This is a genomic window from Parafilimonas sp., from assembly GCF_047606085.1.
Lineage (GTDB): Bacteria > Bacteroidota > Bacteroidia > Chitinophagales > Chitinophagaceae > Parafilimonas.
The window spans coordinates 1-15,101 of record NZ_JASGEX010000069.1 but is presented as its reverse complement, the minus strand read 5'-3'; the positions used below and the strand labels follow the sequence as shown (position 1 = coordinate 15,101).

Here is a 15,101-nt window from a genome sequence, read left to right as displayed (position 1 = left end):
TTTTCCTCTTCCGTTAAATCCACTTCAACAATTTTTTCCCAGCCATTCTTACCTATAACCACAGGTACGCCAAGACAAATATCGCTTTGGCCGTATTCGCCATCGAGATAAACGCAGCAGGTAAATAATTTTTTCTCATCTCTCACAATAGATTCAACCAATGCGGCGCCTGCGGCGCCGGGCGCATACCATGCAGATGTACCGATCAGTTTGGTAAGCGTGGCGCCGCCAACCATTGTATCGTTTACAATCTGTTTTTGCTGTTCTTCGCTTAAAAAATTTGTAACCGGCACACTGTTCCATGTTGCCTTGCTTATTAAAGGGATCATGGTTGTATCGCCGTGGCCGCCTACTACAATTGCATTCAGGTCTGCCGGGCTGCAGTTAAGGTGCTGGCTTAGCTGGTATTTAAACCGTGCACTGTCAAGGGCGCCGCCCATGCCAATTATCCTGTTCTTCGGCAATTCGCTTGCAGTAAGCGCCAGGTAAGTCATTGTATCCATGGGGTTGCTGATGACGATAATGATGGCATTGGGTGAATATTTCAAAATACTGCTTACAACACCTTTTACAATGCCTGCATTGGTGCCAATCAGTTCTTCGCGGGTCATGCCGGGTTTGCGGGGCAGGCCGGATGTAATAACAACTACATTACTGTTAGCCGTTTTTGCATAGTCGGCCGTGCTGCCGCTTATGCGTGTATCAAAACCAAGCAGGGCAGCGGTTTGCATCATATCCTGTGCTTTGCCTTCAGCAAGGCCTTCTTTAATGTCGAGCAATACAACTTCATGCGCTATTTCTTTGCGCACAATGTTATCGGCACAGGTTGCACCAACAGCACCGGCGCCTACAACCGTAACTTTCATATTTCATTTTTTTGGTGAACAATCATTTCGGGGTGCAAAGGTAAGCGCCAGCAAATCACATTTCCCTGATTCTTAACAGGAATAAAAAATTTTCCACTTTTGCGCAGTTTTTACTTCTAAATTTCGAGGCACAGAAAATAAGTTTTAGCTTTGCATGACCACTGAGAAATTTTATCTCTCCGGTCGCCGGAATATTAACCATTTACATAAGATTCAATGAAAACAAGGCACAGTAATGGCTGTGCAGGTTTTCTTTTTTTGCTGAATAAAGATTTGTAGTACCCCGAATTGATCGGGACAGGCAAGTGATGCGACGCAACCGTGCTCAATAGAGCACTGCTGCCGGTAACATAATAAAACACCCGAGAACATTTAAATTATTATAACTATAAATAATTAAGTTATGGCAAAATATATTTTTGTTACCGGTGGTGTAACGAGCAGCTTAGGCAAAGGCATTATTGCCGCTTCGCTTGCAAAGTTGTTGCAGGCAAGGGGTTTCAGGGTTACAATTCAAAAGCTTGACCCTTATATTAATATTGACCCGGGAACGCTTAATCCGTATGAACATGGCGAATGTTATGTAACCGAAGATGGCGCGGAAACCGATCTTGACCTTGGCCATTACGAGCGCTTTTTAAATATTTATACGTCTCAGGCAAACAATGTAACTACGGGCAGAATTTATCAAACTGTAATTGACAAGGAACGCGCCGGTGAGTTTTTGGGGAAAACAGTACAGGTGGTGCCGCATATTACGGATGAGATCAAGCGCCGCATGCTGTTGCTTGGCAATGATGGCAATTACGATATTGTGATAACGGAAATTGGCGGAACGGTGGGCGATATTGAAAGCCTCCCATTTATAGAAGCCGTGCGGCAGCTGCAGTGGGAACTGCCGGAAGGCGATGTTTGCGTTATTCATCTCACCTTAATTCCATATTTGCGTGCCGCGAAAGAATTAAAAACAAAACCAACCCAGCACAGCGTGAAAATGCTGAGTGAAACAGGCGTGCACCCTGATATTATTGTTTGCAGAACAGAGGAGCCGCTGAATAATGATATTAAAAGAAAGATCGCTTTGTTTTGCAATGTAAAGCCGGAAGCGGTTATTGAAGCAATGGATGCTTCTACCATTTATGAAGTGCCGCTGATCATGCTGCGCGAAAAGCTGGATATAATTACGCTGAAAAAATTAAATACCACGCTGGTGCCCGAAGCCGACCTGAGGAACTGGAAAAGCTTTCTTGACAAATTGAAATACCCGAAAAGCAAAGTGAATATCGGGTTGATAGGAAAGTATATGGAGCTGCAGGATGCCTATAAATCAATACTGGAAAGCTTTATACATGCCGGCGCCATAAACGAAGTGAAAGTGAATGTAATTGATGTGCACAGCGAAAGCCTGAACAGGCAAAACGTGAAAGAAAAGCTGGAACATCTTGATGGCTTGCTGGTTGCTCCCGGATTTGGCAAGCGTGGTATTGAAGGAAAGATAATCGCCGTGCAGTATGCCCGCGAAAACAATCTTCCGTTCTTCGGTATTTGCCTGGGCATGCAAATGGCCGCTATTGAATTTGCGCGGAATGTGCTGGGTATTGAAAAATCACATTCAACAGAGATGGACCCGCAAACGCCCGAACCTGTTATTGATATGATGGAAGAACAGAAAAACATCCGGAAAATGGGCGGCACCATGCGCCTGGGCGCTTACCCCTGCGAAATAAAGCCCGGAACATTGGCACACCATATTTATAGTAAAACATTAATCAGCGAAAGGCACCGCCACCGTTATGAATTCAATAATAAATATCTTGACCGGTTTGAAAAGAACGGCATGATGGCCAGCGGTGTTAACCCCGATACAAACCTGGTTGAAATACTGGAAGTAAAAAACCATCCTTTCTTTATAGGCGTTCAATATCACCCGGAATTAAAGAGTACGGTAGAAAAGCCGGCGCCCCTGTTTGTTGAGTTTGTTGCTGCCGCTAAAACCTATAACGAGCTGCGCAGTGAGGTGAAGAACCCCCCGCTGTTGCAAAGCGAAATGATATGACCTCACCCCCAACCCCTCTCCACTTGTGGAGAGGGGCTTAGTTCATGAATGTTTTAATTGTTGAATGAATTTGAACCGTTGCTTTCTTATTTATATTTAAAAATAGCAACGCAACACGATATTGTTAGAAAAAGGAGAGTCCTTCCGACACGGAAGGACTTTATATTTTATTACAGGCTATACTGCTAAAAACAGTGAATCAAAAACGGGAAGAAAAATTCAAAATTTTAGGGATGCACAAGTCCTTCCCTTTGGGAAGGATTTAGGATGGGCCGCCCTACCTCCTGCTATAATTAGGCGCCTCCCTTGTTATTTCAATATCATGCGCATGGCTTTCCCGCATGCCGGCATTGGTTATTTTTACAAATGTGGCACTTTGCAGTTCAGCCAGTGTTTTTGCACCGCAATAACCCATACCTGCTCTTAATCCGCCTGTAAACTGGGCCACTACTTCGCTTAAAAAGCCTTTATAGGCAACGCGGCCTTCAATGCCTTCGGGCACAAACTTTTTAATATCATCTTCCACATCCTGGAAATACCGGTCGCTGCTGCCCTGCGCCATTGCCGAAATGCTGCCCATGCCACGGTATTCTTTAAACTTCCTGCCTTCATAAATAATCGTTTCGCCCGGGCTTTCTTCCGTGCCGGCAAAAACGCTTCCCATCATAACTGTGCCGGCGCCTGCAGCCAGGGCTTTTACCATATCGCCGGTATAACGAATACCGCCATCGGCAATTAATGGAACACCTGATGTTTTTAAGGCCGATGAAGCTTCCATTATGGCTGTTAACTGCGGCACACCGGTACCTGCAACAATTCTCGTGGTACAAATAGAGCCTGGCCCAATACCCACTTTTACGGCATCTGCACCAGCCTCCGCCAATGCTTTGGCGCCGGCGGCCGTACCAACATTACCAGCAATTACCTGTAGGTTTTTAAAGCGCTTCTTCAAGGCTTTTAAAGCAGTAATTACACCTTTACTATGGCCATGCGCGCTGTCTAAAGTAACAATATCAACGCCCACATTTACCAGCGCCGCGGCACGCTCATTCAAATCTTTTGTAATGCCTAATGCTGCGCCCACAAGTAATCTTCCAAACTCATCTTTAACGGCATTGGGATAATTGCGCAGTTGCAGAATATCCCGGTATGTAATAAGCCCTGTAAGCTTGCCTGCCTTGTTTACAACAGGCAGCTTTTCAATTTTATATTTATGCAGAATGGTTTCAGCTTTTTTAAGGTCGGTGCCATCGGGTGCAGTAATGAGATTTTCTTTTGTCATGGCCTCGCTTACGTTTCTCTTCTTATCCGTTTCAAACCGCAGATCGCGGTTGGTGAGAATGCCAACAAGGAAATTATTTTTGTCAACAATAGGAATGCCGCCAATCTTATTTTCTTTCATCAGCTTTAAAGCATCGCCAATGGTTGAATCCGGCGTAAGGGTAATGGGATCAACGATCAGCCCGCTTTCGCTTCTTTTTACCTTTCTTACCTGTTCAGCCTGTTTTTCAACGGACATGTTTTTGTGCAGGATACCAAGGCCGCCCTCCCTTGCCAGGGCAATAGCAAGACTGGCTTCTGTAACCGTATCCATGGCTGCAGACAGCATGGGAATATTAAGTTTTAGTGATTTGGTAAGTCTTGTGGAAATATCTGTTTCGCGGGGAAGAACCTGGCTGTAAGCCGGCATTAAGAGCACATCATCGAAGGTTAAACCTTCCCCAAAAAAACGGGTTTCGTTTGAAGCTTTATTTATTGTTGCCATGTGCAAAGATATAACTGCAAACAATTGGTCACAAAAAATTGAAGTGTAGCAATACGTTAATTCAGGCGTATTTTAATTTTTCTTTCTTTTCGATAATTTTCCGTTCAATGGGAACACCGGCCGGCAGCGGTTCTACAGAGACGGGTGGCAGCACCCGCCTGCGAAATTTTTTGAAATCACCCGTTCACTCATCATTTAAAAATGTGCGGGGATTTTTATATGTTTATGCAATCAATTAATGTACATGCATAAAATTTACGCGCTGTTATTATTCTTCCTGTTTTTTTATAGCTGCAAACATGATAAAGCATCCCTTTCCGGTACTGAAAAAGTAAGTGCCGGAGACTTTCTGCATGCCTTTGCCGACATAAAACTTCCTGCTTACATTGGCGACACGGCTTTAAAAAATTTTGGCGACACTACTGTTATAAGCACAACTGTTTTTACCCAGTTTATAGCAGATACGGCATTAAAACGCTTTACCGGGAATGCAGGAAAGGCCATCATTCACCCGGCAGGCATTATCCGAAAAAAGGAAAGGGATTTTTTGCTGGCCACATTTACAGCAGGCAGGCAAACCAGCCTTGGTGTTTTTGTGCTGGACGACAAGCATAGATTCCTCTCATCATTTCCACTGCTCACTCCGGGTGAAAAAGACGATTATAAATACAGTGTTTCCATAACAGAAGAACCCACCTTCATCCTTAAAAAGGAGAAACGAATTAATAACATAAGCTTATATACAAGAAACGGCTACGCTTACAGCCCTTCCGCAAAAACATTTTCCAATGTATTAAACGATTCCAATGAAGATACAGCGAGGAACAGTGAGATTATTAACCCGATTGATACATTTCCGGCTGTGAATAAGTATAGCGGCGATTATATAAAGGACAAAAAGAATTTTATATCGGTGCGGGACGGTAAAAATGCAAACGCGTATTTCTTTTTTGTTCATTTTGAAAAGAGCACCGGCAATTGCGTTGGTGAATTAAAAGGCGTATTGAATTTAACAGGTGAAAAGAATGGCATATTTACCGAAAGCGGTGATCCCTGCGTTATCCGCTTCAGGTTTGCAGGCAGCACTGTTACCCTAAAAGAAGAAGACAATTGCGGAAACCACCGCGGCATAACCTGCCCTTTTGACTTTACTTTTAAGAAGAAAAAAACTGAAAAGGCAAAGCACGGATAATTAACTGCGCCTGCTTCTTAAATGTGTAAAAAGTACATTTATTCATTTTAAACTTATATTGCGGCGCTTTTTACAAAAACCAACAGCTATGGATTTTAAAAATTTTAAAGTTCCTTATACTACAGATGATCGTTATGCTAAGAGAGCAGCTTACTTCTCCATGGAGTTTGCCATTCACCAGCCATTAAAAATTTACAGCGGGGGATTGGGCTTTTTGTCAGGCTCGCACCTTCGCAGCGCTTATGAGCTAAAGCAAAACCTGATAGGCATAGGCATTTTATGGAAATACGGTTATTACGACCAGGCCCGCAACCAGGATCAGACTTTGCAGGTTACTTGGATGGAAAAAATATACAGCTTTCTGGAAGATACGGGCATCAAGTTCCAGATAATTATACATGATGTACCGGTATGGGTAAAGGCATATTACCTCAATCCCGAGACATTTAATTCGGCGCCTTTATTTTTATTAAGCACCGATTTGCCGGAGAACGATTATGTGTCGCAAACCATCTGCCACCGTTTATACGATGCCAATGTTTCCACCAAGGTGGCGCAGTTTATGCTATTGGGCATAGGCGGCGCGAAGCTGGTAGATGAATTAAATTTTAATCCTGACGTATATCACTTAAATGAAGCGCACGGCATTTCTGCTGCATTCTATCTGCTGCAGAAATACAAGAGCGTTGAAAAGCTGAAAGAACATCTTGTTTTCACCACACATACACCGGAAGAAGCCGGTAATGAAAAGCACGATATTTATCTCTGTCAGAAAATGAGCTATTTCTGTGGTTTTAGCATTGATGAAGTAAGAAAGCTTACAGGCATTGAAGATGACCAGTTCAATCATTCTTTGGCCGCACTGCGGTTTGCAAGACTGGCCAATGGCGTTTCGCAACTGCATGGAAAAGTGTCTAATGAAATGTGGAACAGGTATAGCGGCATTTGCCCGATCATATCCATCACCAATGCACAAAACTGGCGTTATTGGGCCGACAAGCAATTGTATGCTTCCATGGATGAAAATAACGACTGGCGCTTTGATGACCGTAAATGGTATTTGAAAAAACGGGCATTTGAAATTGTTGCCGATCAAACAGGCAAATTATTTAATCCAAGCATATTAACCATTGTATGGGCAAGGCGTTTTGCAGGATATAAACGGGCCGATTTTCTTTCATGGGATATAGAACGCTTTAATGCGCTTGTAAATAATAAAAAATACCCGGTTCAAATTATATGGGCGGGCAAACCATACCCGGTAGATTACCCGGCAATTACCCAGTTCAACAACCTGGTTCAGTTAAGCAAGAACTATAAAAACGTGGCCGTGCTTATAGGATATGAGCTGGCGTTAAGCAAAAGATTGAAACAGGCTGCGGATGTATGGCTTAATAATCCGCGTGTGCCAAGGGAAGCTTCCGGAACAAGCGGCATGACTGCTGCCATGAGCGGCGCCGTTAATTTTTCTACCGATGATGGATGGATACCGGAATTTATTAATAACGGCAACAACGGCTTTGTGGTGCCGCAGGCAGATTACCACAGTATGAGCGTGCAGGAACAGGATACCTACGACCTTAATAAGATTTACGAGATACTTGAACAGCAGATTTTACCCATATATTATGAGCAGCCTGATACCTGGCGCCAGATAAGAAAAAATGGCATGCGTGATGTGCGCGTACAGTTCGACAGCAACCGCATGGCGCATGAGTACTATGAAAAACTGTATAAGTAATTCTATGTTATTCAATGCTTACTACGTTAAAAATGAGTTGTCAGTAATGAAATAGCGCATAGCCATTTACGTTTGACGATTCAGGTTACTTATCGCGGCATTAAAGTTGATTCAACCCTAAAAACATTTAATATGTACGAAGATTATATTACCACGCAGGATGAAGCCATTTGCCATCTTTTTTTACATTGTTGTTTTAAAGATGGAAATTTCACACAGGAAGAGGTGAATACCGTGGCTTCAAAATTTGTTGACCTGCAAATTCATAAAGACCTGAATTTTAAAGAAGAGCTATTGCATTACAGGTCATACAAAGAAAATATGGAAGATGAAAATGCGTTTTTGCAATATCTATTAAAGCTGATAAACCCTGTGCAGAACCTTGCCTTATATTCTTATTGTATTGAGTTATGTTTAAGCGATCAGCAGTTAACGGCTGATGAGGATGCATTGCTGTCTAAATTAGCCGTGCAACTTGAAGTTAGCAATGAGGACAAGCATGTAGTAGATAAGCTGACCACTCAACGCAAAGCCGTTGAAATAGAAAAGATATTTTAAGCTGTTTAAGAACCTGTTTGAGTTATTTGATTAAGATTGACTATGAATAACGGTCAGACGCTTCAGGAAACTGTTTAATTCATTTTTGCCACTTGAAAAGCATCAGACCGATACTGGTGATAATGTTTTTTTATTAACTCAAACAAAACTTGGGCGCATTTCAATTTTTCGATTCATATATCTTTCCGGTCGGTGAGACGCCGGCCGGTAGCGGGTTCTACAGGCGGGTGTCTCACCCGCCTGCGAAAAATTGAAATGTGCCCAACAACTTCTAAGAAGCAGTTGTATCAATGTTTGCCGCCAGATGCCTGGATGCTTTTAATTTAGGCGCTAATACATACAGCGCAGCACCTGCTATAATTAAGCCCAATGAGATTATTTCAGCCTGCGTTGGATTGATGCCAAGAAAATGGTATTTTGTATTTACGCGAATGTGCTCTATCAAAAATCTTTCAATGCCATTAACAAAGAGATAGATGGCAAATAACCGGCCCGGTATTTTTATTCTTTTTCTTATTGACCATAAAAAAGCAAATAATAAAAGGCAAACTACAATTTCATAAACAGGCGTGGGAAAAACAGGCAGCGGTAAATGGTTACAATAATTATCCCAGGTGCAGCCAAAAATCGGAATGCCTTCGCCATTTACATTGTGCGGATAAGTATAGGCAAAAAGCCAGTTAGGCAAGCCTAAAAACGGTTTTACGGCTGCATGCTGCACATCATTGAGCGCGCCAAACTGGCTCACATAATAAGAAGCGTTATCAGTCAATACCTTTTGAAATTCGGAAGGTGAATTCGCTAATTGAACACCGCCTTCTGCGTTGCTTACAAAAGCACTGTTTATAATGCCCCAGTCGCCATCGCCGGCAACCTGGCAACCCATTCTGCCCCATCCGTAAGCAAACATTAAACCCGGTGCGCAGGCATCGGCAACATTTATAAAACTTATTTTATTTTTTCTGAAATAATAAAGCAGGGCAAGTGATGCCACAATTAAACCGCCGTAAAAAGTAAGGCCGCTTGCGGAAAATAAATTGCCGATCGGATCCTGGATAAAACGATCCCAGTTTTCAAGGTTGTCAAAAATCTTTGCGCCGGCAAAACCGGCTACGGCAGCAATAATGGTCATGTCGCCAACGCGGTCGCTTGGCCATATTCTTATTATTCTTTTCTCTGGTTTGGGCAGCTTTGATTTGTTCTTCTCCCACCATTTAAAACCCGCAAAGAACAACCCCAGCAAAATACCCGCGGGCAAACTTCCCAGCGAAGAAAAAATAAATTCCTGCGGATCGTTCATCGCGCCTTTAATAATAAAAATGCCGAGGATTTTATATCCCAAAAGAAAACCGAGAAAAAAATTTATAAGCAGTTCTGTTACGCCTGCGGGTTTACCAGCTTCAATAGTTACTTCTTTATAGGTAAAATAACCCAAGGCCTGTTTGCGCTTTAATTCTTTAACCAGCAGCCAAGCACATACTAAAAAAGATATGGCAACGCAAAAACCAAAAGTGTTTACAATCTTCAATGCCGGCAAATTCCATCCAAAAACCTCTTTAAATAAATAATACAGATTGGGATACATGCATTTATTTTAAAAACGTGCAATGATACTAAAAGAATAAACCCATTGTTTAAAACACCTGGCTTATAAGCTTAAACATAAACAAACAAATCATAGAAACGAAGTCAAATGAAAGATTCTTGACAAAAAGTCCCGATAAATTTCCATATTTTGAAATTTTGTCATGGTTCTTACTGGTAATGTGCAGTTTTTTCCTGAAAAATGTAGTGGTATGTTGTTTGAGCATTATAAAACCAAATGATTAAAGAACACAAAAAACAAAATACTATGGCAACCTTAGTAAAACGTAATTACAGAACTTTCGACAATTTATTTGATGAATTATTCAGCAATTTACCGGCAACTGTGGGTAAAGAATTTGGCTGGAATAATCCCCCGGTGAACATTCACGAAAACAATGATGGTTTTCATCTTGAATTAGTTGCCCCGGGCTTAAAGAAAGAAGATTTTAAAGTGAACGTTGAAAACGGTTTACTTACTGTAGGCTATGAAAAGAAGAGCGAAACAGAAAATAAAACCGATAACAACGAGTACAAAATCCATCGCCGCGAGTTTAATTTTACAAGCTTTAAACGCAGCTTCCGCATAGAAGATGTGGTAAATACCGAAAGCATACAGGCAAAATATGAAGATGGCATTTTAAAGCTTTTTCTTCCTAAAAAAGAAGAAGTAAAAGTTTTGCCTAAAGAAATTACTATACAATAAGGTTTTTTCGTAGCAGTTGGTTTTGGTTAAGCCCTGTGTTTTTACACAGGGTTTTTTGCGGCACAGCACTATGGTTCAACATTGCTGAATTAAGAAATACTCAATATGCAATCAATGTCGTTTAGTTAAGGCATGTTTGCAAAGTCCCTCCCGACCATTCGGGAGGGATTTAGGGTGAGGTCAAAACAAGGTTAACTAAATGACATTGAATACTCAATACTCAACATCTGATTATAACCCGTGAACACTCAAATTTTTACGGTACCGGATCATACCCACTTTTGCCCCAGGGATGGCATTTGGAAATACGTTTTATAGCCAGCCATCCACCTTTAAATACACCATATTTTTTAAAGGCTTCCAGCGCATAATTGCTGCACGTTGGTGTAAACCTGCATTGCGGGCCTAATACAGGCGATATTATCTTCTGGTAAATTTTTATCAGTAATATAAAAGGATAGCTAAGTATTTTTAATATCCACTTCATGTATTAATCGTTGAATGCAGGCATGCATTTTTTCTTTCAGCAAAGAATATTCCGGTAATGTTTTATCAATAAATAATAAAAATACAGCGAGTTTTTTTTCGTTGTTGCCAAGTGTTTCATGCAATGGTAATTTCTCTGTTCTGTAAGCTTCACGCAATAACCGCTTTACACGGTTGCGATGAACCGCCTTTTTAAAATGCCTGCTGCTTACGCCAACGCCCGTTTTAATGGCATCATCCTGCGTATCATCTGCAAAAACAAAAAAAACTTTCAACGGAAAAACGGTAAAGCTTTTACCTTTTTTAAATAGGTTATCTATCTGCTTTTTGCTTTTTAGCTTTTCGTGTTTGTTATATGAAAAAATTTTTGCCAAGGTATGCCGGCAAGGTATGTTATTGTTTCAACGTAAGCGTTCATTTGTTGCGGTCATTATTAATCGTTATGAAACGTTTTCTTTTCATATACATTTAACCTGCTTCTGAGATATGCGATTTCATGCTTCATATCTTGTACACGTTCCAATAGGAAATTTATAGCTTCAATCCCCTGCATATTTATATCGAGGTCATAATGCATCCGTATAAATTTTTCAAGCGTTTTCAGTTCATCTGCTTCAATAAATTCATCTGCATCAACCTTTACAGTTCTTATAAAACCGTATTGTTCCAATGAATGTATAAATGATAATTCAATTTTATAATGTTCGCAGCACATCATAGCCGGTACCAGGTTCTTGTTTTCCATAAACTATAATTTAGATAGTTGCCTGAACAATTCTTTTTGTTTTTCGGTAAGGTGGGCTGGTATTTTAACCTGCCATGTTACAAACAGGTCGCCAAATTTACCTTCCTGCTTATATACCGGGAAGCCTTTGCCTTTTAACCGCACCGTGCTTCCATTTTGCGTTTCGGGGCTTACTTTTAATTTAATCTTACCACCCAATGTGTCAAGTATATGCTCTCCGCCAAGCACGGCAGTGTACAGGTCAATTTCAGCCGTTGTGTAAAGGTCGTTGCCAACACGCTTAAACCCGGCATCATCTTCAATTTTAAAAGTAATATACAGGTCGCCGTTAGGGCCGCCGTTTATGCCTTCCTCGCCATAACCCTTCAGCTTAATAACCTGTTCATCTGCCACGCCGGCCGGCACGGTTATCCTTACCTGTTTGCCATTAATGGTAAATGTTTGCTTATGTATTGTATATGCATCCCGTAAGCTTAATTGTAAAGATGCATTATAATCGTTGCCCCTGAACTTGGCATGCGTGCTTCTGCCGCTGCTGCGTGTGCCTCTTGCATTACCAAACAATGATTCAAAGAAATCCGAAAAATCCCCTTCATGCTGCCCGCCGGAATAAGTATATTCCTGCCATCCCTGGGATGATTGTGCATGCTGTTGCTGCCTTGCCTGCTCATATTGTTCCGCATGCTGCCAGTGCTCGCCGTACGCGTCATATTTTTTTCGTTTTTCAGGATCGCTTAAAACCTCGTTGGCTTCATTTATCTGCTGAAACTTTTTATTGGCGTCAGCATCATTCGGGTTAAGGTCAGGATGATATTTTCTTGCAAGTTTGCGATAGGCTTTTTTTATTTCATCTTCTGTTGCATTCTTCTCTACGCCTAATGTTTTATAATAATCTACAAATGCCATTCGTATATGTTTATCAGTCTATATCAGGATAATTGAAGGTAAATAAGTTTTTTTTGGTTCGTTGCAGGTTTCAAGTTTCAGGTAACCAGCCATCTTATTGCTGAAGATAAGCTTTGGGTATAGGCAAATCTTTGTTTTCTATATCCCATATTATGCTGGATACTTTCCAGCCGTCTTTTGTTTTAATAAGCTGAAAGCTGTTAACGCCCCGCTCGGCAGGCATATCTGTTCTGTTGATATAGGTTTTATAAGAACTGATGCGTTGTGCAATATGGCCAAACTGGTCGGTCTTTCCATAAATTTCTTCTTCGTTAAACGATTGCAGCTTGCTTGTTTCAACATAGTTTTTGTATGCTTTTACAAAATCGCCGATAGGTAATATTTGCGCAGTGTCTGCAATAAAATTGATGAGTTGCGCCTGTGGTATAAAAGCATATTGAATGCTATCAAATGCCGGTTGCTTGCCTGCTGAAAAACCAAGCGCTTTATATGCATTATCAACTGCCTGCTTGATAGCGGCTTCATCGGGCGCCGTTAAGGTATTTGTGCCATCTGTTTCAGGTGTTTTACCGGATGAGTTGCATGCCACTAAAAAACAAACGATCAAAGAAGCATATACTGTTCTCATAATAAATTTTTATTGAAGTAAAAGAATTTTGACAGAACAGTCATAATTTTTTTATTGTGTATATTGGCGGCGCATAAGAGCGCTTAAAAAGCCAAAATAATTCAAAGCGGTTTAATTATTCAGTTGACATAAACAACATTCAATAATAATGTTCAATTAAAAAATCATAAAATTTTGCCAATGAAATATGTTGCTTTGCTTTTGCTGTGTTTGTTTACAGCCTGCTTTTGCTTTTCGCAAAATGGTTTCACCAGTTTGTTTGATGGTAAAACGCTTAAAGGCTGGAAGCGCGTGGTGGGCTCGGGCGATTATGCGGTTCAGGATGGCATGATTGTGGGCACAACCGTTGGCGGCTCTCCCAATACATTCCTCGCAACAGATAAGGAATACGGGGATTTTATTTTAACATTTGATGCCAGGGTGGATGACACGGCCAGCAACAGCGGCGTACAGATAAGAAGCCATTATAATGCAGATGAAATAAACGGCGATAATAAGGGTCGCGTATATGGCTACCAGGTGGAAGAAGACCCTTCGTCAAGGGCGTGGAGCGGCGGTATTTATGAAGAGGCAAGAAGAGGCTGGCTGTATCCTGTTACGCTTAATCCTTCAGTGCAAAATGTATTTAAGGCCGGCGAATGGAACCATTATACAATTGAATGTATTGGCAATACCATTAAAACCTGGATAAATGATAAGCCGGTGGCGTATTTAATTGACAATGCTTCATCAAAAGGTTTTATCGCCCTGCAGGTGCATGCAGTTTCTGATGCTTCTATGGCTGGTAAAAAAATGTATTGGAAGAATATTAAGATTAAAACAGGCGGGCTTGTGCCGGCAGCTTTTCTGCAAGATGTTTTTATTGTAAATACAATTCCCAATAATCTTTCAAAAGATGAAGCAGGTGATGGATGGAGATTATTGTTTGATGGCAAGACTTCAAATGGCTGGCGCGGCGCTTTTAAAACAGGCTTCCCCGATCATGGCTGGAAGATTGACAGCGGTATGATAACCGTTTTAAAATCACATGGCGAACAGGGAAGAAACGGCGGCGATATTGTTACATTAGATCAATACAGCGCTTTTGACCTTACATTTCAGTTTAAATTAACGCCCGGCGCCAACAGTGGTGTAAAATATTTTGTAACGCTGAAAGAGAATAGCGACAGCTCTGCCATCGGGCTGGAATTTCAGGTTTTGGATGATAAGCTCCATCCTGATGCAAAGCTTGGAAGAAACGGTAACAGGACCTTATCTTCCCTGTACGATTTAATTCCTGCCAATAAAAGTGAACGTTATTTTAACCAGCCAGGCAAATGGAACTGGGGAAGGGTGATCGTGTACCCAAACAATCATGTGGAGCATTGGCTTAACGGTATTAAGGTATTGGAATACGAACGTGGCTCAAAGGCATTTGAAGACCTGGTTGCCATAAGCAAATACAAAATATGGGATCATTTTGGCGAAGGAAAAGAAGGGCATATTTTGTTGCAGGATCATGGCGATGAAGTGAGTTTCAGGAGCATTAAGATTAAAGTGCTTGAGTGATGAATTGTGAATGTTATTGTCCTGAATTTGTTTATCTGTAACTCATTCACCCGTAATACCCAAAAACCTAAATAATGATTACAGTTTATCACATACCGGCAATTTTTTATTAATGAAAACCCGGGCGGCGGCTTGCCGGTTTGCGGCCGGAACATACAGGGGCGCAAAGGCGCACTGGCAATTTCAAAACTTCATTCGTACAAGTTTGTTTTTTCAATGGTCTCATGCCTGTCCCGAACTTGCTTCGGGAGAACCTCGCTATGTACCTGCCTCACCGGCAGGCAGGCATTCCCCTCCCGAAGCTGGTTCGGGACAGGTTG

General features: G+C 41.5%; 15 protein-coding genes. 7 read left to right on the top strand and 8 right to left on the bottom strand.

Translation table 11 applies throughout. The annotated features are described in order from the left end of the window. Window positions 1-866: malate dehydrogenase (locus QM629_RS06365; RefSeq protein ID WP_415158343.1), on the bottom strand; the 866-nt coding region annotated here is incomplete at its 3' end. Window positions 867-1,269: 403 nt separating this feature from the next. Here QM629_RS06365 and QM629_RS06360 point away from each other — a divergent pair. After that, window positions 1,270-2,922: a CTP synthase gene (locus tag QM629_RS06360; RefSeq protein WP_415158341.1), complete on the top strand. Its 1,653-nt coding sequence runs from the start codon at window positions 1,270-1,272 to the stop codon at window positions 2,920-2,922. Between the two features lie 277 nt (window positions 2,923-3,199). On the opposite strand, the gene guaB is transcribed toward QM629_RS06360, so the two are convergent. After that, a complete protein-coding gene (gene guaB, locus QM629_RS06355; RefSeq protein ID WP_415158339.1) occupies window positions 3,200-4,687 on the bottom strand; it encodes an IMP dehydrogenase in 1,488 nt (495 codons plus the stop codon). Window positions 4,688-4,931: 244 nt separating this feature from the next. Between guaB and QM629_RS06350 the strand changes: the two genes are divergently transcribed. The 3 genes from QM629_RS06350 (at window position 4,932) to QM629_RS06340 (ending at window position 8,178) form a co-directional block, all read left to right on the top strand. Continuing rightward, window positions 4,932-5,879 carry a hypothetical protein gene (locus tag QM629_RS06350; RefSeq protein ID WP_415158337.1) on the top strand — a complete coding sequence of 316 codons (948 nt, stop codon included), beginning with the start codon at window positions 4,932-4,934 and terminating at the stop codon, window positions 5,877-5,879. An 88-nt stretch (window positions 5,880-5,967) separates the two neighbouring features. Further along, window positions 5,968-7,620, top strand: a complete 1,653-nt coding sequence (gene glgP / locus QM629_RS06345; protein WP_415158335.1) for an alpha-glucan family phosphorylase — start codon at window positions 5,968-5,970, stop codon at window positions 7,618-7,620. Window positions 7,621-7,752: 132 nt separating this feature from the next. After that, window positions 7,753-8,178, top strand: coding sequence for a TerB family tellurite resistance protein (locus QM629_RS06340; protein ID WP_415158333.1), 426 nt, complete (start codon window positions 7,753-7,755; stop codon window positions 8,176-8,178). Window positions 8,179-8,449: 271 nt separating this feature from the next. Here the strand turns inward: QM629_RS06340 and QM629_RS06335 are convergent, their stop codons facing one another. Further along, a complete protein-coding gene (locus QM629_RS06335; RefSeq protein WP_415158331.1) occupies window positions 8,450-9,763 on the bottom strand; it encodes a prolipoprotein diacylglyceryl transferase in 1,314 nt (437 codons plus the stop codon). Between the two features lie 267 nt (window positions 9,764-10,030). On the opposite strand from QM629_RS06335, the gene QM629_RS06330 reads away from it, so the two are divergent. Then, window positions 10,031-10,468 carry an Hsp20/alpha crystallin family protein gene (locus tag QM629_RS06330; protein ID WP_415158329.1) on the top strand — a complete coding sequence of 146 codons (438 nt, stop codon included), beginning with the start codon at window positions 10,031-10,033 and terminating at the stop codon, window positions 10,466-10,468. Between the two features lie 256 nt (window positions 10,469-10,724). Here QM629_RS06330 and yidD read toward each other — a convergent pair whose 3' ends face one another. The 5 genes from yidD to QM629_RS06305 all read right to left on the bottom strand — a co-directional run bounded on the left by yidD (window position 10,725) and on the right by QM629_RS06305 (window position 13,233). After that, entirely contained in the window at window positions 10,725-10,955 is a 231-nt protein-coding gene (gene yidD / locus QM629_RS06325; protein ID WP_415158327.1) for a membrane protein insertion efficiency factor YidD, read from the bottom strand. Further along, a complete protein-coding gene (gene rnpA, locus QM629_RS06320; RefSeq protein ID WP_415158325.1) occupies window positions 10,930-11,328 on the bottom strand; it encodes a ribonuclease P protein component in 399 nt (132 codons plus the stop codon). Before rnpA ends, yidD begins: the two co-directional genes overlap by 26 nt. 59 nt (window positions 11,329-11,387) lie before the next feature. Then, window positions 11,388-11,699, bottom strand: coding sequence for a chaperone modulator CbpM (locus QM629_RS06315; protein WP_415158323.1), 312 nt, complete (start codon window positions 11,697-11,699; stop codon window positions 11,388-11,390). Window positions 11,700-11,702: 3 nt separating this feature from the next. Then, a complete protein-coding gene (locus QM629_RS06310) occupies window positions 11,703-12,605 on the bottom strand; it encodes a DnaJ C-terminal domain-containing protein (RefSeq protein ID WP_415158321.1) in 903 nt (300 codons plus the stop codon). A 94-nt stretch (window positions 12,606-12,699) separates the two neighbouring features. After that, window positions 12,700-13,233 carry a hypothetical protein gene (locus tag QM629_RS06305; RefSeq protein WP_415158319.1) on the bottom strand — a complete coding sequence of 178 codons (534 nt, stop codon included), beginning with the start codon at window positions 13,231-13,233 and terminating at the stop codon, window positions 12,700-12,702. 180 nt (window positions 13,234-13,413) lie between these two features. Between QM629_RS06305 and QM629_RS06300 the strand changes: the two genes are divergently transcribed. Together QM629_RS06300 and QM629_RS06295 are read left to right on the top strand one after the other, a co-directional pair. Beyond that, window positions 13,414-14,781 carry a DUF1080 domain-containing protein gene (locus QM629_RS06300; RefSeq protein ID WP_415158317.1) on the top strand — a complete coding sequence of 456 codons (1,368 nt, stop codon included), beginning with the start codon at window positions 13,414-13,416 and terminating at the stop codon, window positions 14,779-14,781. A gap of 112 nt (window positions 14,782-14,893) precedes the next feature. Continuing rightward, window positions 14,894-15,101, top strand: a 208-nt coding sequence (locus tag QM629_RS06295) for a hypothetical protein (protein ID WP_415158315.1), incomplete at its 3' end; no start/stop codon positions are given.